General features: G+C 63.0%; 17 protein-coding genes. 16 read left to right on the top strand and 1 reads right to left on the bottom strand.

The window, feature by feature from the left end; all coding sequences use genetic code 11:
• Nucleotides 1-111 precede the first annotated feature (111 nt).
• The 11 genes from fabZ to ispD all read left to right on the top strand — a co-directional run bounded on the left by fabZ (nucleotide 112) and on the right by ispD (nucleotide 13,766).
• On the top strand, nucleotides 112-552 hold the full coding sequence (gene fabZ, locus ACFY68_RS14645; RefSeq protein WP_346611787.1) for a 3-hydroxyacyl-ACP dehydratase FabZ: 441 nt from the start codon (nucleotides 112-114) through the stop codon (nucleotides 550-552).
• Entirely contained in the window at nucleotides 549-1,325 is a 777-nt protein-coding gene (gene lpxA / locus ACFY68_RS14650; protein ID WP_387528463.1) for an acyl-ACP--UDP-N-acetylglucosamine O-acyltransferase, read from the top strand. The genes fabZ and lpxA overlap by 4 nt, the downstream gene beginning before the upstream one ends.
• A gap of 1 nt (nucleotide 1,326) precedes the next feature.
• On the top strand, nucleotides 1,327-2,454 hold the full coding sequence (gene lpxB, locus ACFY68_RS14655; RefSeq protein ID WP_387528466.1) for a lipid-A-disaccharide synthase: 1,128 nt from the start codon (nucleotides 1,327-1,329) through the stop codon (nucleotides 2,452-2,454).
• A gap of 1 nt (nucleotide 2,455) precedes the next feature.
• Nucleotides 2,456-3,079, top strand: a complete 624-nt coding sequence (gene rnhB, locus ACFY68_RS14660; RefSeq protein WP_346611784.1) for a ribonuclease HII — start codon at nucleotides 2,456-2,458, stop codon at nucleotides 3,077-3,079.
• A 152-nt stretch (nucleotides 3,080-3,231) separates the two neighbouring features.
• Nucleotides 3,232-6,756, top strand: coding sequence for a DNA polymerase III subunit alpha (gene dnaE, locus ACFY68_RS14665; RefSeq protein WP_387528469.1), 3,525 nt, complete (start codon nucleotides 3,232-3,234; stop codon nucleotides 6,754-6,756).
• 105 nt (nucleotides 6,757-6,861) lie between these two features.
• Complete coding sequence (locus ACFY68_RS14670; protein WP_346611782.1) at nucleotides 6,862-7,809, top strand: acetyl-CoA carboxylase carboxyltransferase subunit alpha; 948 nt, start codon at nucleotides 6,862-6,864, stop codon at nucleotides 7,807-7,809.
• 144 nt (nucleotides 7,810-7,953) lie between these two features.
• Nucleotides 7,954-9,234 (top strand): tRNA lysidine(34) synthetase TilS, encoded by a 1,281-nt coding sequence (gene tilS / locus ACFY68_RS14675; protein WP_387528472.1) that lies wholly within the window; start codon nucleotides 7,954-7,956, stop codon nucleotides 9,232-9,234.
• Between the two features lie 269 nt (nucleotides 9,235-9,503).
• Nucleotides 9,504-11,132 (top strand): CTP synthase, encoded by a 1,629-nt coding sequence (locus ACFY68_RS14680; RefSeq protein ID WP_346611780.1) that lies wholly within the window; start codon nucleotides 9,504-9,506, stop codon nucleotides 11,130-11,132.
• Nucleotides 11,133-11,328: 196 nt separating this feature from the next.
• Nucleotides 11,329-12,618 carry a phosphopyruvate hydratase gene (gene eno / locus ACFY68_RS14685; RefSeq protein ID WP_387528476.1) on the top strand — a complete coding sequence of 430 codons (1,290 nt, stop codon included), beginning with the start codon at nucleotides 11,329-11,331 and terminating at the stop codon, nucleotides 12,616-12,618.
• 162 nt (nucleotides 12,619-12,780) lie between these two features.
• Nucleotides 12,781-13,062 carry a cell division protein FtsB gene (gene ftsB / locus ACFY68_RS14690; protein WP_023534037.1) on the top strand — a complete coding sequence of 94 codons (282 nt, stop codon included), beginning with the start codon at nucleotides 12,781-12,783 and terminating at the stop codon, nucleotides 13,060-13,062.
• On the top strand, nucleotides 13,059-13,766 hold the full coding sequence (gene ispD / locus ACFY68_RS14695; RefSeq protein ID WP_387528481.1) for a 2-C-methyl-D-erythritol 4-phosphate cytidylyltransferase: 708 nt from the start codon (nucleotides 13,059-13,061) through the stop codon (nucleotides 13,764-13,766). Before ftsB ends, ispD begins: the two co-directional genes overlap by 4 nt.
• Nucleotides 13,767-13,902: 136 nt before the next feature.
• On the opposite strand, the gene ACFY68_RS14700 is transcribed toward ispD, so the two are convergent.
• Nucleotides 13,903-14,799 carry a LysR substrate-binding domain-containing protein gene (locus tag ACFY68_RS14700; RefSeq protein WP_387528484.1) on the bottom strand — a complete coding sequence of 299 codons (897 nt, stop codon included), beginning with the start codon at nucleotides 14,797-14,799 and terminating at the stop codon, nucleotides 13,903-13,905.
• A 107-nt stretch (nucleotides 14,800-14,906) separates the two neighbouring features.
• Between ACFY68_RS14700 and ACFY68_RS14705 the strand changes: the two genes are divergently transcribed.
• The 5 genes from ACFY68_RS14705 (at nucleotide 14,907) to surE (ending at nucleotide 19,224) form a co-directional block, all read left to right on the top strand.
• Nucleotides 14,907-16,019 (top strand): S-(hydroxymethyl)glutathione dehydrogenase/class III alcohol dehydrogenase, encoded by a 1,113-nt coding sequence (locus ACFY68_RS14705; protein WP_387528487.1) that lies wholly within the window; start codon nucleotides 14,907-14,909, stop codon nucleotides 16,017-16,019.
• A gap of 8 nt (nucleotides 16,020-16,027) precedes the next feature.
• Nucleotides 16,028-16,882, top strand: coding sequence for an S-formylglutathione hydrolase (gene fghA / locus ACFY68_RS14710; protein ID WP_387528490.1), 855 nt, complete (start codon nucleotides 16,028-16,030; stop codon nucleotides 16,880-16,882).
• Nucleotides 16,883-16,958: 76 nt separating this feature from the next.
• The gene (gene ispF, locus ACFY68_RS14715; RefSeq protein WP_387528493.1) at nucleotides 16,959-17,432 is read left to right on the top strand and encodes a 2-C-methyl-D-erythritol 2,4-cyclodiphosphate synthase; all 474 of its coding nucleotides are present in this window, start codon (nucleotides 16,959-16,961) and stop codon (nucleotides 17,430-17,432) included.
• Nucleotides 17,429-18,487, top strand: a complete 1,059-nt coding sequence (gene truD, locus ACFY68_RS14720; RefSeq protein WP_387528496.1) for a tRNA pseudouridine(13) synthase TruD — start codon at nucleotides 17,429-17,431, stop codon at nucleotides 18,485-18,487. The genes ispF and truD overlap by 4 nt, the downstream gene beginning before the upstream one ends.
• Nucleotides 18,475-19,224: a 5'/3'-nucleotidase SurE gene (surE, locus tag ACFY68_RS14725; protein ID WP_387528499.1), complete on the top strand. Its 750-nt coding sequence runs from the start codon at nucleotides 18,475-18,477 to the stop codon at nucleotides 19,222-19,224. The genes truD and surE overlap by 13 nt, the downstream gene beginning before the upstream one ends.
• The last annotated feature ends 37 nt before the right edge of the window (nucleotides 19,225-19,261 follow it).

Genomic DNA, 19,261 nt, shown 5'->3' on the forward strand with positions numbered 1-19,261 from the left:
CCATTTCCTGAGCAAGAGTGAACAGTCGCTAGCTGGCTCCTCTTTGGATTGCAAAAGGAGCGTGTGGTCAGCACCTGCGCTCCCTATTCTTATTACAGGCTTCCCCCCGAAATGATGGACATCAACGAGATTCGCGAATACCTGCCTCACCGCTACCCGTTCCTGCTGGTAGACCGTGTGACGGATCTGGACTTCGAGGCCCAGAGCATTCGTGCCTACAAGAATGTCAGCATCAACGAGCCGTTCTTCAACGGGCATTTCCCGGAGCACCCGGTAATGCCAGGCGTGCTGATCATCGAAGCCATGGCGCAGGCTGCAGGCATTCTCGGTTTCAAGATGCTCGATACCAAACCCGCCGATGGCACGCTGTACTATTTCGTCGGTTCCGACAAACTGCGTTTCCGTCAGCCGGTATTGCCGGGTGACCAGCTGGTGTTGGAAGCGAAGTTCATCGGCCGCAAGAAGACCATCTGGAAGTTCGAGTGCCGGGCGTTGGTCGATGGCAAGCCTGTGTGCTCGGCCGAGATCACCTGTGCGGAACGTGAGCTATGAATTCGATTGATCCGCGAGCGATCATCGACCCGTCGGCCAAGCTGGCCGACGGCGTCGAGGTCGGCCCGTGGTCGATCATTGGCCCCGACGTAGAAGTCGGGGAGGGTACCGTCATCGGTCCCCATGTGGTGCTGAAGGGCCCGACCCGGATCGGCAAGCACAACCGCATCTACCAGTTTTCCTCTATCGGCGAAGACACCCCTGACCTCAAGTACAAGGGTGAACCGACGCGGTTGGTGATCGGTGATCACAATGTGATCCGCGAGGGTGTGACCATCCACCGTGGCACGGTCCAGGACCGCGCGGAAACGACCCTGGGTGACCACAACCTGATCATGGCCTATGCCCATATCGGCCATGACAGCGTGATCGGCAACCATTGCATCCTGGTGAACAACACGGCGCTGGCCGGGCATGTGCACGTGGGCGACTGGGCGATCCTGTCCGGTTTCACCCTGGTGCACCAGTATTGCCACATCGGTGCCCATGCGTTTTCGGGCATGGGTACGGCGATCGGCAAGGATGTCCCGGCGTTCGTCACGGTGTTCGGCAGCCCCGCCGAAGCCCGCAGCATGAACTTCGAAGGCATGCGCCGTCGCGGTTTCAGCGACGAGGTGATCCATGCCCTGCGTCGTTCCTACAAGATCGTCTACCGTCAGGGCCTGACCGTCGAAGAGGCGATCAAGGAGCTGGACGAGCTGGCCGGCAAGCACCCCGAGGTCGACCTGTTCCGTCAGTCGATCGTGAATTCCGCCCGCGGCATCACCCGCTGACATGGCGCAGCTTTGCGTAGCCCTGGTCGCGGGTGAGGCCAGCGGCGATATTCTCGGTTCCGGCCTGATGCGCGCCTTGAAGGCGCGCCATCCCGATGTGCGTTTTATTGGTGTCGGCGGCCCGTTGATGGAAGCCGAAGGCCTGCAGTCGTATTTCCCCATGGAGCGTCTCGCGGTCATGGGCTTGGTCGAGGTGCTGGGGCGCCTGCGCGAGCTGCTGAAGCGGCGCAAGGCGTTGATCCAGACGCTGATTGCCGAAAAGCCCGATGTGTTCATTGGCATCGACGCCCCTGATTTCACCCTCAATATCGAGTTGAAACTGCGCCAGGCCGGTATCAAGACCGTGCATTATGTCAGCCCTTCGGTTTGGGCCTGGCGGCAGAAGCGTGTGCTGAAGATCCGTGAGGGCTGCGATCTGATGCTGACCCTGCTGCCCTTCGAGGCGCGCTTCTATGAAGAGCAGGGCGTGCCGGTGCGCTTCGTTGGCCACCCCTTGGCAGATACCATTCCATTAGAGGCTGATCGCCAGGCGGCGCGCGTTGCCCTTGGCCTGGGCGGCGGACCGGTAGTGGCATTGATGCCGGGTAGCCGGGGGGGCGAGGTCGGCCGCCTCGGCGCGCTGTTCCTCGACGCAGCGCAGCGCCTGTGCGAACGGGTGCCGGGTGTACGCTTCGTATTGCCCTGCGCCAATGCGGCGCGGCGTGCGCAGCTCGAGCAGATGATCGAGGGACGTGACTTGCCCCTGACGTTGCTCGATGGCCAATCGCACCAGGCCCTGGCTGCCTGTGATGCAGTGCTGATAGCCTCCGGTACCGCTACGCTGGAGGCCATGCTGTACAAGCGCCCCATGGTCGTCGCCTACCGCCTTGCGCCGCTGACTTACTGGATACTCAAACGTCTGGTAAAAAGCCCCTACGTGTCGCTGCCCAACTTGCTGGCCCAGCGCGAGCTGGTGCCCGAGCTGCTGCAGGACGCCGCTACCAGTGAAGCCCTGGCGCAGGCCTTGGCGCCGCTGGTAACCGATGGCAGCCAGCAGACCGAGCGCTTCGACGAGATCCACCGTACCCTGCGCCGCGACGCCTCCAACCAGGCGGCAGACGCGGTGCTCGCTTTGCTGAAGGACCGCTGACATGCAGATAGGACTGGACTTCAACCTGGTCGAGGAGCTGGTCGCCGGCGTCGATGAAGTTGGCCGTGGCCCGCTGTGCGGCGCGGTGGTAACGGCAGCGGTGATTCTCGACCCGGCACGCCCTATCCTGGGCCTGAATGATTCGAAAAAGCTCACCGAAGCCAAGCGCGAAGCGCTGTTCGACGAAATTTGCGAAAAAGCCCTGAGCTTTTGCATCGCCCGGGCCGAAGTGGATGAAATCGACCGGCTGAATATTCTTCACGCCACCCTGTTGGCCATGCAGCGTGCGGTCGAGGGCCTGCACATCACGCCCAAGCTCGCGCTGATCGATGGTAATCGCTGCCCCAAGCTCGCGGTGCCGGCTGCGCCAGTGGTCAAGGGCGATAGCCAGGTGCCGGCCATCGCTGCCGCGTCGATCCTGGCCAAGGTCACCCGTGACCGCGAAATGAGCGCATTCGAGCTGATCTATCCGGGCTACGGGATTGGCGGGCACAAGGGCTACCCGACCCCGGTGCACCTTGAGGCCCTGGCGCGGCTGGGGCCTACGCCGATTCATCGGCGCTCGTTTGCGCCGGTGCGTGCCGCCTGGGAAGCCCGTGAAGGCATTACCGATTCTCTGATCTAGGCCAGCAGCCGCTTTGCGGCCCATCGCCGGCAAGCCAGCTCCCACAGGGTTCGGCGGCGCCCCCAGCGAAGGGGCTGCAAAGCAGCCCCAAACCCCCCTCGCATTTACGTTACAATCCCGCCTCGTCGTTCAGCACTGCTACAGGATCTTCCATGTCGGTACCCTTCGTTCACCTGCGCGTCCACTCCGAATTCTCGCTGGTAGACGGCCTGGTGCGGATCAAACCGCTGGCCAAGGCGCTGGCGGGGATGAACATGCCGGCAGTGGCGATCACCGACCAGAGCAACATGTGCTCGCTGGTGAAGTTCTACAAGGCCGCCATGGGCGCTGGCATCAAGCCGATCTGTGGTGCCGACCTGTGGCTGGCGGGTGCCGACCCGGAGGCGCCACTGTCGCGCATCTGCTTCCTGGCCATGAACCCTGCGGGTTATCGCAATCTCACCGAGCTGATCTCGCGGGGTTGGACCGATGGCCAGCGCAACGGCCTGGTGATTCTTCAGCGTGACTGGATCGCCCCGGCCAGCGACGGGTTGATCGCCCTGTCTGCAGGCAAGGAAGGCGATATCGGCATGGCCTTGATGGCGGGCCGGGCCGACGAGGCCGAAGCGCTGCTGCACGATTGGATGGGCATGTTCCCCGATCGCTTTTACGTCGAAGTGCAGCGCACCAACCGCGCCGGTGACGAAGAGTACGTGCATGCCGCCGTGGCACTGGCCGACAAGTTCAGTGCGCCGCTGGTGGCGACCAACGATGTGCGTTTCATCAAGCAATCCGACTTTGACGCCCACGAAAGCCGCGTGTGCATCGGTGAAGGCTGGACCCTGGACGACCCGCGGCGCCCGCGGATGTACAGCGATCAGCAGTACCTCAAGAGCGCGGACGAAATGGCCGAGCTGTTCAGCGACCTGCCCGACGGCGTCGCCAACACTGTCGAAATCGCCAAACGCTGCAACATCCAGGTCCAGCTGGGCAAATACTTCCTGCCCGACTTCCCGACGCCCAACGGCATGGGCATCGATGACTACCTGCGCCACGTCTCCCATGAAGGGCTCGAGGAGCGCCTTGCGGTGCTCTGGCCGAAAGAGACCACGCCCAATTACGAAGAGAAGCGCCAGGTCTACCTGGACCGCCTGAAGTTCGAGTTGGACATCATCATCCAGATGGGCTTCCCCGGCTACTTCCTGATCGTGATGGACTTCATCAAATGGGCCAAGAACAACGGCGTGCCGGTAGGCCCAGGGCGGGGCTCGGGTGCCGGCTCGCTGGTGGCCTACGTATTGAAGATCACCGACCTCGACCCGCTGGCCTACGACCTGCTGTTCGAGCGTTTTCTGAACCCTGAACGGGTTTCCATGCCCGACTTCGACGTCGACTTCTGCATGGATGGGCGTGACCGGGTGATCGACTATGTGGCCGAGGCCTATGGTCGCAACGCAGTCAGCCAGATCATCACCTTCGGCACCATGGCCGCCAAGGCGGTGGTGCGCGACGTGGCGCGGGTGCAAGGCAAGTCGTATGGCCTGGCCGATCGCCTGTCGAAGATGATCCCGTTCGAAGTGGGCATGACCCTGGAGAAGGCGTACGAGCAGGAAGAGATCCTGCGCGACTTCCTCAAGGGCGATGAAGACGCCCGTGAAATCTGGGAGATGGCGCTCAAGCTTGAGGGTGTCACCCGGGGTACCGGCAAGCACGCCGGTGGCGTGGTCATTGCCCCGACCAAGCTTACCGACTTCTCGCCGATCGCCTGTGACGAAGAAGGCGGCGGCCTGGTTACCCAGTTCGACAAGGACGACGTCGAGGCCGCAGGCCTGGTCAAGTTCGACTTCCTCGGCCTGCGTACCCTGACCATCATCAAGTGGGCAATGGAGACGATCAACCGCGAGCAGGCCAAGAACAACCTGCCCGATTTGAACATCGACTTCATCCCGCTGGACGACCGCAAGACCTACGAGCTGCTGCAGAAGGCCGAAACCACGGCGGTGTTCCAGCTTGAATCGCGGGGCATGAAAGAGCTGATCAAGAAGCTCAAGCCCGACTGCCTGGAAGACCTCATCGCACTGGTGGCATTGTTCCGCCCTGGCCCGTTGCAATCGGGCATGGTGGACGACTTCATCAACCGTAAGCACGGGCGCGCCGAGCTGGCCTATCCCCACTCGGACTACCAGTACGAAGGCCTCAAACCGGTATTGGCACCGACCTACGGCATCATCCTGTATCAGGAACAGGTGATGCAGATTGCCCAGGTCATGGCCGGCTATACCCTGGGCGGCGCCGACATGCTGCGCCGAGCCATGGGTAAGAAAAAGCCCGAAGAGATGGCCAAGCAGCGCGGCGGTTTCATCGAGGGTTGTGTCGCCAACAACATCGAGGCAGACCTCGCCGGTAACATCTTTGACCTGGTAGAGAAGTTCGCCGGCTACGGCTTCAACAAATCCCACTCGGCAGCCTATGGCCTGGTCTCCTATCAGACCGCCTGGCTCAAGACTCACTACCCGGCGCCGTTCATGGCTGCGGTACTGTCGGCGGACATGCACAACACCGACAAGGTGGTGGTGCTGATCGAAGAAGTGCGCACCATGAAACTGCGCCTCGATGCGCCGGACGTGAATGCCTCCGAGTTCAAGTTCACGGTCAACGATGACGGCCGCATCATCTATGGGCTGGGTGCCATCAAAGGTGTCGGTGAAGGCCCGGTGGAAGCCATCGTCGAAGCGCGCGCCCAGGGCGGGCCGTTCAAGGACTTGTTCGACTTCTGTGAGCGGGTCGACCTCAAGCGCGTCAACAAGCGGACCCTCGATGCGCTGATCCGCAGCGGGGCCCTGGACCGTCTCGGCCCGCACTTCCATGATGAGATCAAGGCGTACCACGCCAGCATCGACATCAACCGTGCGACCTTGCTGTCGGCCCTTGAAGAAGCCATCAAGGCTGCAGAACAGACCGCGCGCACGGCCGACAGCGGCCATGTCGACCTGTTTGGCGGGCTGTTCGTCGAAGCCGACTCGGATGTCTACGCCAACCACCGCAAGGTGCGCGAGCTGACGCTCAAAGAGCGCCTGAAGGGTGAGAAAGACACCCTGGGTGTGTACCTTACCGGCCACCCGATCGACGAATACGAAGGGGAGATCCGCCGCTTCGCCCGCCAGCGGATCATCGACCTCAAGCCTTCGCGCGAAACGCAGACCATCGCCGGGATGATCATTGCCCTGCGCGTGATGAAGAACAAGAAGGGCGACAAGATGGGCTTTGTCACCCTCGATGACCGGTCCGGGCGCATCGAGGCGTCGCTGTTCGCCGATGCCTTCATGGGCGCTCAAGCGCTGTTGCAGAACGATGCCATGGTGGTGGTTGAAGGCGAGGTCAGCAATGACGACTTCTCGGGTGGCCTGCGCCTGCGCGTGAAGCAGGTGATGACCATGGAAGATGCCCGGACCAAGCTGGCCGAGAGCCTGCGCCTGAAGATCACCCACGAGGCGCTCAAGGGTGACCGCCTGAACTGGCTGGGCGAGCTGATCACCCGCCACCGCGGCGGTTGCCCGATCACCCTCGAATACACGGGCAGCGATGCCAAGGCCATGTTGCAGTTCGGCGAGCAGTGGTCGATCGACCCGGCCGATGGCCTGATTCAGGCGCTGCGTGACCAGTTCGGGCGTGAGAACGTCTTCCTGCAATATCGTTGAACCGACGAAATTTACGCTCGACCTGAATGCGCCTGATCCCTTAAGGTAGGGCGCCAAACGGATCAACCGGCCGGCCGCCTGGCCGTAGACCCAAGACGGATGACTATGAACCCGAATTTTCTCGATTTCGAACAGCCGATTGCCGACCTGCAAGCCAAGATCGAAGGGCTGCGTTTGGTGGGTAACGACAACTCGCTGAATATCAGCGATGAAATTGCCCGTCTGCAAGACAAGAGCAACACTCTGACCGAAAGCATCTTCGGCAACCTGACCAGCTGGCAGATCGCGCGCCTGGCGCGCCACCCACGTCGTCCTTACACCCTGGACTACCTGGAGCACATCTTCACCGAGTTCGAAGAGCTGCACGGCGACCGCCACTTCTCCGACGACGCTGCCATCGTCGGCGGTACCGCGCGCCTGGATGGCAAGCCGGTAATGGTCATCGGCCACCAGAAGGGCCGTGAAGTGCGCGAAAAGGTTCGCCGCAACTTCGGCATGCCTCGCCCGGAAGGCTACCGCAAGGCTTGCCGCCTGATGGAAATGGCCGAACGTTTCAAGATGCCGATCCTGACCTTCATCGACACCCCGGGTGCCTACCCGGGCATCGACGCCGAAGAGCGCAACCAGAGCGAAGCGATCGCCTGGAACCTGCGCGTCATGGCGCGCCTGAAAACCCCGATCATTGCCACCGTAATCGGTGAAGGTGGTTCCGGCGGTGCATTGGCCATTGGTGTGTGCGACCAGCTGAACATGCTGCAGTACTCCACCTACTCGGTGATCTCGCCGGAAGGCTGTGCCTCGATTCTGTGGAAGACGGCCGACAAGGCTGCCGACGCTGCCGAAGCCATGGGCATCACTGCCGAGCGCCTGAAGAGCCTGAACATCGTCGACAAGGTCATTCAGGAGCCGCTGGGCGGCGCCCACCGTGACCCGGCGCAGATGTCCGAAAGCATTCGCGCCGACCTGGTTGAGCAGCTGGACATGCTGGGCAAGTTCGACAATGACGCGCTGCTTGCCCGCCGTTACGAGCGCCTGATGAGCTACGGCATCTGATGTAGCCTTGGGGCCGCGTTGCGGCCCTTTCGCCGGCAAGCCGGCTCCCACAATATTCGGCGACAACGCGGACAATGTGGCAGCCGGCTTGCCGGCGAAAGGGGCGCAACGCGGCCCCGGCGTTTTCAAAACAGTGAGGCTTCAATGATCAACCTCACCCCCTGGCTCACCGCCCCCGCCTGGCACATCGCCTTCTCTGGCGGCCTCGACTCCACCGTCCTCCTGCACCTGCTGGCCAACCACGCCCGCAGTCACCCAACGCCTCCGCTGCAAGCCATCCACATTCACCACGGCCTGCAACCGGCTGCCGACTCCTGGCCAGCGCATTGCAAAGCTGTCTGCGACCGCCTGGGTATCCCGCTCACCGTCATCCACGTTCACATAACCCCGGGTGCCAGCCTCGAACAGGCCGCGCGCGATGCCCGCTACGCGGCCTTCAAGGGCGTGCTTGGCCCGGGCGATGTGCTGTTTACCGGCCAGCACCGTGATGACCAGGCCGAAACCCTGCTGTTCCGCCTTTTGCGCGGTGCGGGCCTGCGCGGGTTGTCCGCCATGCCGGTACAGCGCCCTTTGGGGCATGGCCAGCTGGTCAGGCCGTTACTGGCGGTCTCACGCACGCAGTTGCATACCTATGCGCAAGGCCATGGGCTGGCCTGGATCGAAGACCCCTCGAACAACGACACGGCGTATACCCGCAACTTCCTGCGCGCAGAGGTGTTCCCGTTGTTGCAACAGCGTTGGCCGCAGGCCAGCCAGAACCTTGCACGCAGTGCCGACCACCTGGGCGAGGCGCTCGGGCTGCTGGATGAGCTGGCGCAGGCTGACCTGGCCGAGGCCGGGGAGGGCGGGTGTGTTGCTTGGCCTGGCTTGGACTCGCTCGATCTGGCTACCCTCGTGGCGCTGTCGCCGGCTCGTCAGCGCAATGCCCTGCAGCACTGGCTGAGCCTGCGCACGCGTTTGCCCGACAGCCGCCATTGGGCCGGCTGGGCAGCCCTGCGCGACGCGGCAATCGATGCTCGGCCAGCCTGGCACCTGACCGACGGCAAGCTGGAACGCAGCAACGGGCGCGTCTGGTGGTTGAGTGGTGACTGGTTGCAGCCTGTCGGCGGCGTATTGCGCTGGGAGCAGCCCGATGGCCGGTTGGTGTTGCCCGGCAACGGCAGTGTGCGCCTGCAGGGCCGCCCTCAGGGTGAGTTGCACATTGCCTACCGCCAGGGGGGCGAAGTACTGAACATTACCGGCCGCGGCAAGCGCGACTTGAAACGCCTGCTCAACGAGCTGCAAGTCCCGCACTTCGTGCGTTCGCGGCTACCGTTGCTGTACTGCGGCGAGCGCCTGCTGGCGGTGGCCAACCTGCCTGAACTGGGGCAGGCGGATTGCCAGCTGCACTGGCAGCCTCCGACGAACGCGCAAGGTTTGAGCTGAAGGGTACATTCCGGTAGACTACCCTCCCTTCTTGATACAACTTCTGTGCGTTCCTCGGAAACACGGCAGTTGCCGATTACCAAGCAGTTTTTTGCTGGGCTGATTCTGGAAATGACGAGCGAACTCCATACCGGGGATACCCCTGGTCTGTACAGACGCGGCAGTTTTTCGAGATGCACTGTGATTGACGCGGGTGATCGGGGGCTTCGGCCTTCCTTCGCTTTCTCCGGCGGCGCTGGCCGCCTTAACGCAGACTTCTAGGGTTTTTCATGACGCGCTACATATTCGTCACGGGCGGTGTTGTTTCTTCATTGGGGAAAGGCATTGCCTCGGCTTCCCTGGCGGCCATCCTGGAAGCGCGGGGGCTCAAGGTCACCATGCTCAAGCTGGATCCGTACATCAACGTCGATCCTGGCACCATGAGTCCGTTCCAGCACGGTGAAGTATTCGTCACCCACGATGGCGCCGAGACCGACCTTGACCTGGGCCACTACGAGCGGTTCATCCGCACGACCATGACCCAGAACAACAACTTCACCACCGGCCGTATCTACGAGCACGTGCTGCGCAAGGAGCGTCGTGGTGATTACCTGGGCGCTACCATCCAGGTCATTCCGCACATCACCGACGAGATCAAGCGTCGTATCATCAAGGGCGCCGGCGATGCCGACGTGGCCCTGGTGGAAATCGGCGGTACCGTGGGCGACATCGAGTCGCAGCCGTTCCTCGAGGCGATCCGCCAGCTGCGTGTCGAAGTGGGCTCCAAGCGCGCCATGCTGATGCACCTGACCCTGGTCCCGTACATCGCCACCGCTGGCGAAACCAAGACCAAGCCGACCCAGCACTCGGTCAAGGAACTGCGCTCCATCGGCCTGCAGCCTGACGTGCTGATCTGCCGTTCCGACCACCCGGTCGATGCCTCGTCGCGTCGCAAGATCGCGTTGTTCACCAACGTCGAAGAGCGTGCGGTCATTTCCCTGGAAGACGTCGACACCATCTATAAGATTCCTGGCGTACTGCACGCACAGGGCCTGGACGACTTCGTCGTCGAGCGCTTCGGCCTGCAGTGCAATGGCGCCGACCTGTCCGAATGGGACAAAGTGGTCGATGCCAAGCTCAACCCGGAGCAGGAAGTGACCATCGCCATGGTCGGCAAGTACATGGAGCTGCTGGACGCGTACAAGTCGCTGATCGAAGCGATGAGCCACGCCGGCATCACCAACCGTACCAAGGTCAACCTGCGCTACATCGACTCCGAAGACATCGAGAACCAGGGCACCAGCCTGCTGGAAGGCGCCGATGCCATCCTGGTACCGGGCGGTTTCGGCCTGCGTGGCGTGGAAGGCAAGATCACTGCGGTGCAATACGCCCGTGAGAACAAGGTGCCGTACCTGGGCATCTGCCTGGGCATGCAGGTTGCCGTGATCGAGTTCGCCCGCAACGTGATGGGCTGGAAAGACGCCAACTCCACCGAGTTCGACCGCAACAGCGGCCACCCGGTAGTCGGCCTGATCACCGAGTGGGCCGATGCCACCGGTGCCGTCGAGACCCGTACCGAAGCTTCCGACCTGGGCGGCACCATGCGCCTGGGTGCTCAGGACTGCCAACTGGCTGCCGGTTCCAAGGTGCACGACTGCTACGGCAAGGACGTGATCACCGAGCGTCACCGTCACCGTTACGAAGTGAACAACAACCTGCTGCCGCAGTTGATGGACGCCGGCCTGGTGGTTTCCGGCCGCTCCGAAGACGGCGCGCTGGTGGAAGTGGTCGAGTCCAAGGACCACCCATGGTTCGTCGCTTGCCAGTTCCACCCGGAGTTCACCTCGACCCCGCGTGACGGCCACCCGCTGTTCAGCGGCTTCGTCAAGGCTGCCCTGGCTCAGAAGAACAAGGCCTGAGCTCAGGCTTTGATGAGTTTTCCGACGGTATAAACCGCGCAAAGCTCATTTCTCGGGTAAAGTACCGCCCGTTCTGCCCCTGACCTGCCGGTCAGGGGTTGCTTCTGCCAGGCCTGCCTGCTGCATGTCCGCCTGGTGGAAGGCAAGAATTTCCTAAAGCTGCGTTGTTTTCGTCAATTCTGGAGTGCTTACAACAATGGCAAAAATCGTCGACATCAAAGGTCGTGAAGTTCTCGATTCGCGTGGCAACCCCACCGTGGAAGCCGATGTACTGCTCGACAACGGCATCATCGGCAGCGCTTGCGCGCCGTCCGGTGCTTCCACCGGCTCGCGCGAAGCGCTGGAGCTGCGTGATGGCGACAAGAGCCGTTACCTGGGCAAGGGCGTGCTGAAAGCCGTCGGCAACATCAACGGCCCGATCCGTGAGCTGCTGCTGGGCAAGGACCCGTCCGACCAGAAGGCCCTGGACCGCGCCATGATCGACCTGGACGGTACCGAGAACAAAGCCAAGCTGGGCGCCAACGCCATCCTGGCTGTCTCCCTGGCTGCCGCCAAGGCTGCTGCCCAGGACCAGGACCTGCCGCTGTACGCGCACATCGCCAACCTGAACGGCACCCCGGGCCAGTACTCGATGCCGGTTCCGATGATGAACATCATCAACGGTGGCGAGCACGCCGACAACAACGTCGACATCCAGGAGTTCATGGTTCAGCCGGTTGGCGCCAAGACCTTCTCCGACGGCCTGCGCATGGGCACCGAGATCTTCCACCACCTCAAGGCTGTACTGAAGGCCCGTGGCCTGAACACTGCCGTGGGTGACGAAGGTGGTTTCGCCCCGAACCTGGCTTCCAACGAAGACGCGCTGGCTGCCATCGCCGAAGCCGTTGAAAAAGCCGGCTACAAGCTGGGCACCGACGTGACCCTGGCCCTGGACTGCGCGGCTTCCGAATTCTACGAAGACGGCAAGTACAACCTGTCCGGCGAAGGCAAGTCGTTCGATGCCGAAGGCTTCGCCGACTACCTGAAAGGCCTGACCGAGCGTTTCCCGATCATCTCGATCGAAGACGGCCTGGACGAGTCCGACTGGGCTGGCTGGAAAATCCTCACCGACAAGATTGGCAAGAAGGTGCAACTGGTCGGTGACGACCTGTTCGTGACCAACACCAAGATCCTCAAGGAAGGCATCGAGAAGGGCATCGGTAACTCGATCCTGATCAAGTTCAACCAGATCGGCTCGCTGACCGAAACCCTGGAAGCCATCCAGATGGCCAAGGCTGCCGGCTACACCGCTGTGATCTCGCACCGCTCCGGTGAAACCGAAGACTCGACCATTGCCGACCTGGCCGTGGGTACCGCTGCTGGCCAGATCAAGACCGGTTCGCTGTGCCGTTCCGACCGCGTCTCGAAGTACAACCAGCTGCTGCGCATCGAAGAGCAACTGGGCGCCAAAGCGGTGTACCGTGGTCGTGACGAGTTTCGCGGCTAAGCAAGAGATGGTAAAAAGACAGCAGCCGAGGCTGTCGGAACTTTCGCTCTGAAATTTCTGACGCTTCATGCGGGTTTCTGTCAACGAAGCCTGGCCTTGGCCAGGCTTTGTGCTATTTGAGGCCTGCCCGTAGCTGGCGGTCTTTTTAACCTGGATACCTTGATGCGCAGTCCCTATTGGTTGTTTCTTGTCCTGCTCCTGCTGCTGGGTGGCCTGCAGTACCGCCTTTGGGTGGGGAACGGCAGCCTGGCGCAAGTGGCCGAGCTCAAGCAGCAGATCGACGAGCAGCATGCCGAGAACGAGCGGCTGCTGGAGCGTAATCGCGTGCTCGACGCCGAGGTGCTGGAGTTGAAGAAAGGCATGGAGACCGTCGAAGAGCGGGCTCGTCATGAACTGGGAATGGTCAAAGAGGGCGAAACCCTCTTCCAGCTGCCGCAAAAATGATGAATACCCTGCCGGCTTTCTGGGCCGTGATTCCTGCTGCGGGTGTAGGCGCCCGCATGGCTGCCGACCGCCCCAAGCAATATCTGCAATTGGGTGGGCAGACGCTTCTCGAGCATAGCCTGGACTGTTTTCTTGGCCACCCCACGCTAAAAGGTGTGGTGGTCAGCGTTGCTGAAGATGACCCTTACTGGCCTGGCTTGCGCTGCGCCAGCGATCCGCGCATCCAGCGTGCGTCGGGTGGGCGTGAGCGCGCCGACTCCGTCCTCAATGCCCTGTTGCTGCTGCATGCGCAGGGTGCTGCTGACGATGACTGGGTGCTGGTGCACGATGCGGCGCGGCCGAACCTGGCGCGTACGGATCTGGACCGTTTGCTGTCGGAACTGGCTGACGACCCGGTAGGTGGGCTGCTGGCTGTGCCTGCACGCGACACCCTGAAGCGGGCGGATGCCAATGGGCGAGTCAGCGCTACCGTGGATCGCAGCACTATCTGGCAGGCCTACACGCCGCAGATGTTCCGCCTGGGCGCATTGCATCGGGCCTTGGCCGAGTGCCTGGTTTCCGACGTGGTTGTCACCGATGAAGCTTCGGCCATCGAGTGGTCCGGGCAGGCGCCGCGGCTGATCGAGGGGCGCAGCGATAACATCAAGGTGACCCGGCCGGAAGACCTTGAGTGGCTGCGCCAGCGTTGGGCCGGGCGCGGTTGAGATCGCCGGGCCCACTGCGCGGCCCAATCGCCGGCAAGCCGGCTCCCACAGATGACGCGCAGTATCCGAAAGCTGTGTTGTCCCGGTGGGAGCCGGCTTGCCGGCGATTGGGCCGCAAAGCGGCCCCGCCATACTGTCAGGCCACCCGATACGCCGGCATCCCTGCCAACCCTTCCTTCAGATAATCCACCAGCCGCCGAACCTTGGGCGACAGGTGCCGCTGCTGTGGGTACAGCGCCCACACTGCTGTATTGGGCGGCTGATGGGCCTCCAGCAACGACACCAGCGCGCCGCTATTGAGGTGCTCCAGCACGTAGTAATCCGGCAGCTGGCACAACCCCATCCCCAGTAAGGCTGCATCCAGCACCGCCTGCCCGCTGTTGCAGCGCCAATTGCCCTGCACCCGCTGGCTGATCTCACGGCCGTCCTGTTGCAGCGCCCATAAGTCGGAACTGCCCACCAGACAATTGTGCCGCGCCAGTTCGGACAGGCTGTGCGGGCGGCCATAACGCTCCAGGTAAGCGGGCGAGGCGCACAGGTACATGCGCCGTGGCGCCAAACGTGTGGCCACCAGCCGGGAGTCAGCGAGCCGCCCCAGGCGGATCGCCAGGTCCATGCCTTCGTGCAGCAAGTCCAGGGTCCGGTTGCTGAGCTCCACTTCGACCCGCAGCTGCGGGTACAGCGCCATGAAGCGCGTCACCAGCGGCACGATGAAGCGTTCGCCATAAGCCACGGCGCAGGTCATGCGCAGCAGGCCTTTCGGTTCGCTGGCCAGGTCACCCATGGCGCGCAGCGCCTCCTCGCGGCCGTCCTGCAGGCGCTGACAGTGCTGCAGGAAGGTCTGCCCGGCTTCACTCAAAGTCACCCGGCGGGTGCTGCGGTACAGCAGGCGGGTCTGCAGGCGCTCTTCCAGGCGAGCGATCTGCCGGCTGATATGCGATGACGAGACACCCATGCGCTCGGCCGCTGCGGTGAACTGGCCCGATTCCGCTACCGCGACGAATTCATCGATACCTTCCCAACGGCTGCTCATTGATTGTCCCTGTACAGCAATAATGTTTTGCGTTTGCCTGGATTATTCATCAAAAGCACGTGAATTACACTGTTGGACTGAATCGACCCTCTGTCTGGAGACCATTGATGATCAAGTCCCGTGCTGCCGTTGCCTTCGAGGCCAAGAAACCCCTGGACATCGTCGAAGTGGACGTGGCCATGCCCAAGGCTGGCGAAGTGCTGCTGCGCGTTGTCGCCAGCGGTGTCTGCCACACCGACGCCTATACACTCTCGGGTGCAGACCCGGAGGGTATCTTCCCGTCGATCCTTGGCCATGAAGGTGGTGCGATCGTCGAGGCAGTAGGCGAGGGCGTTACCTCGGTGGCTGTCGGTGATCACGTGATCCCGCTGTACACCCCGGAATGTGGCCAGTGCAAATTCTGCCGCTCCGGCAAGACCAACCTGTGCCAGGCCATCCGCGCCACCCAGGGCAAGGGCCTGATGCCGGACGGCACTACCCGGTTCTCCTACAAGGGGCAGCAGCTGTTCCACTACATGGGCACCTCGACCTTCTCCGAGTACACCGTGCTGCCGGAAATTTCCGTAGCCAAGATCCAGAAGGAAGCACCGCTGGAGAAAGTCTGCCTGCTCGGTTGCGGCGTCACCACCGGCATCGGCGCGGTGATCAATACCGCCAAGGTCAAGCCGGGTGACACCGTGGCCATCTTCGGCCTGGGCGGCATCGGCCTGTCGGCGATCATCGGCGCAGTCAAGGCCAAGGCCTCGCGCATCATCGCCATCGACATCAACCCGGCCAAGTTCGAGATCGCCCGCCAGCTGGGTGCCACCGACTGCATCAACCCGAAGGAGTACGACCGCCCGATCCAGGAAGTGATCGTCGACCTCACCGACGGCGGCGTGGACTTCTCCTTCGAGTGCATCGGCAATGTGCAGCTGATGCGCGCCGCCCTGGAGTGCTGCCACAAAGGTTGGGGTGAATCGGTGATCATCGGTGTCGCCGGCGCCGGCCAGGAAATCGCTACCCGCCCGTTCCAGCTGGTGACCGGCCGCGTCTGGCGCGGCTCTGCCTTCGGTGGCGTGCGCGGCCGTAGCGAGTTGCCAAGCTATGTGGACATGGCCGAGAAAGGCGAGATTCCGCTGGACACCTTCATCACCCATACCATGGGCCTGGAGGACATCAACAAAGCCTTCGACCTGATGCATGAAGGCAAGAGCATCCGCAGCGTGATCCACTTCTGAGGTTTGCCATGAGCCTGGATAACATCTCCTGCCAGAAGAGCTTCGGCGGCTGGCACAAGCGTTACCGGCATCACTCCAAGGTGCTGGGCTGCGACATGGTCTTTGCCGTCTACCTGCCGCCGCAGGCAGAGCAGGGCGAGAAGCTGCCGGTGCTGTACTGGCTCAGCGGCCTGACCTGCACCGATGAGAACTTCATGCAGAAGGCCGGCGCCCAGCGCCTGGCTGCCGAGCTTGGCCTGATCATCGTCGCACCCGACACCAGCCCGCGTGGCGAGCAGGTGCCGGGCGACCCTGAGGGTGCCTGGGACTTCGGCCTGGGTGCGGGGTTCTACCTCAATGCCACCCAGCAGCCCTGGGCACAGCATTACCGCATGCATGACTATGTGGTGGACGAGTTGCCGGCGCTGATCGAGGCGCACTTCCCGGCCTCGGATCAGCGCAGCATCAGTGGCCACTCGATGGGCGGGCATGGTGCGCTGGTCTGTGCGCTGCGCAACCCGGGGCGCTACCGGTCGGTCTCAGCGTTTTCGCCGATCAGCAACCCAATGGATTGCCCATGGGGCGAAAAGGCCTTCAGCCGTTACCTGGGTGAAGACCGCGCGCGTTGGCGTGAGTGGGATGCCAGCGTGCTGCTGGCCGAGACGCCGGCTGGCCAGTGTCCGCCATTGCTGGTGGATCAGGGCGACCGTGATGACTTCCTCGAAAAGCAGCTCAAGCCCGAGGCGCTGGAGCAGGCGGCACGCAAGGGTGGGCATGCGCTCAGCTTGCGCTTGCAACCTGGCTACGACCACAGCTACTACTTCATCGCCAGCTTCATCGACGACCATCTGCGCCATCACGCAGCGGCACTGGGGCGGGTTTAACGATCCGGTCCAAAAGCCGCCCAACCACCTGCAAAGCAGGTAGAATCACGCCCTGACTCAATCAGGGCGTTTTTCTATGCGTATTGGCCACGGCTACGATGTGCACCGTTTCTGCGACGGTGATTTCATTACCCTGGGTGGGGTGCGTATCACCCACAAATACGGCCTCCTGGCCCATTCCGATGGTGACGTGCTGTTGCATGCCTTGAGCGATGCCTTGCTCGGCGCGGCGGCATTGGGCGATATCGGCAAGCACTTCCCCGACACCGACCCCCAGTTCAAGGGGGCCGACAGCCGCGTGCTGCTGCGCCATGTGGTCGGCATCGTCCAGGCCAAGGGCTGGAAAATCGGCAACGTCGACGCCACCATCGTTGCCCAGGCACCGAAAATGGCCCCGCATATCGAGACCATGCGCCAACTGATCGCCGAAGACCTTCAGGCCGAACTCGACCAGGTCAACGTCAAGGCCACCACCACCGAGAAGCTGGGTTTCACCGGCCGTGAGGAGGGGATTGCCGTGCACGCTGTCGCCCTGCTGCTGCCCGCATGACCGAACTGGAACTGCTGGGCCCGCGCGCATCGGGTGAAGCACTGGGGACTGCGGTGCTCAAGGCTGTGGCGCAAGACTTTCAGGTCGACGAAGTGCTGGACATTCCGTTATCCGGTCAAGGCGAGCACCTGTGGCTGTGGGTCGAGAAGCGTGACCTCAACACCGAAGAGGCAGCCCGCCGGCTGGCACGTGCCGCAGGTGTGCCGGTGCGTTCGATCAGCTATGCCGGCCTCAAGGACCGTCAGGCGCTGACCCGTCAGTGGTTCAGCCTGCACCTGCCAGGCAAGGCCGACCCCGACCTGGCGCGTGCCGAGGATGCCACCCTGCGCGTGCTCAAGCAGGTGCGCCACTCGCGCAAGCTGCAGCGTGGCGCCCATTCGGCCAATGGCTTCACCCTGCGCCTGACCGCGCTGGCGGCCGACCACCAGGCCCTCGATGCCCGCCTGGAGGCCCTCAAGCAGCACGGTGTGCCGAATTATTTTGGCAGTCAGCGCTTCGGCTTTGGCGGCGGCAACGTTCAGGATGCCGAGGACTGGGCTGCGCGCAAGGCCCTGCCAGAGCAGCGCAACGTGCGCTCGCGGCTGCTTTCCGCCGCGCGCAGCTATGTCTTCAACCAGGTACTGGCCGCCCGCGTTGCCGACGGCAGTTGGCAGCGCGCCCAGGTCGGTGACCTGTTGGCGTTCACCGATAGCCGCAGTTTCTTCCCGGCGGGCGAGTTGGAATGTTCCGATCCGCGCCTGGGTATTCTCGACTTGCATCCCACCGGCCCAATGTGGGGCGAAGGCCCTTCGCCCGCAGCCGGCGCGGCCTTGGCCCTGGAGTCGGCGGTCGCCGAGCAGCATCCGTCATTGTGCCAATGGCTCGCCAATGCGGGCATGAGTCACGAACGGCGCATCCTGCGGCTCCCTATTGGCGGGCTGACGTGGCATTATCCCGAGCCTGATATCCTGCAACTGGAATTCGTCCTCCCGGCCGGATGCTTCGCCACCGTGGTGGTGCGCGAACTCGTCGATCTGGTGCCGGCAGGGCAGACGGACAGCCCATGCGTATTCTGATTTCGAATGATGACGGTGTTACGGCACCAGGCCTGGCCGCGCTGCATGGCGCGCTGGCGGATTATGCCGAGTGCGTGGTAATCGCCCCGGACCAGGACAAGAGTGGCGCCAGCAGTTCGCTGACGCTGGACCGGCCGCTGCATCCGCAGACGCTGGCCAACGGTTTCATCAGCCTCAATGGCACGCCCACCGATTGCGTGCACCTGGGGCTCAACGGCCTGCTGCCGGAACCGCCGGACATGGTCGTTTCGGGGATCAACCTGGGTGCCAACCTGGGGGATGACGTGATCTATTCCGGTACGGTTGCCGCCGCGCTGGAAGGGCGCTTCCTGGGCGGCACGTCGCTGGCGTTTTCGCTGTTGTCGCGCTTGCCTGACAACCTGCCGACCGCGGCCTTCATCGCCCGCCGCCTGGTGGAGGCGCAGCCGCGTCTGCAGCTGCCCCCGCGCACCGTGCTCAACGTCAACATTCCCAACCTGCCGCTGGAGCACATCCGCGGCATCCAGCTCACCCGCCTCGGTCACCGGGCCCGGGCGGCAGCGCCGACCAAGGTGGTCAACCCGCGCGGCAAGGAGGGCTACTGGATTGCCGTGGCGGGTGATGCCGAGGACGGCGGGCCGGGTACCGACTTCCACGCGGTGCTGCAGGGCTACGTTTCAATTACCCCGCTGCAGCTGGACCGCACCTTCAACGATGCCTTCGAACAGCTCGACGGTTGGCTGGAGGGCCTGCTCTGATGCGCGAACAGGACGATCTGCAGCGCCGCGGTATTGG

It is taken from the genome of Pseudomonas sp. NPDC012596, from assembly GCF_042902325.1.
Taxonomy (GTDB): domain Bacteria; phylum Pseudomonadota; class Gammaproteobacteria; order Pseudomonadales; family Pseudomonadaceae; genus Aquipseudomonas.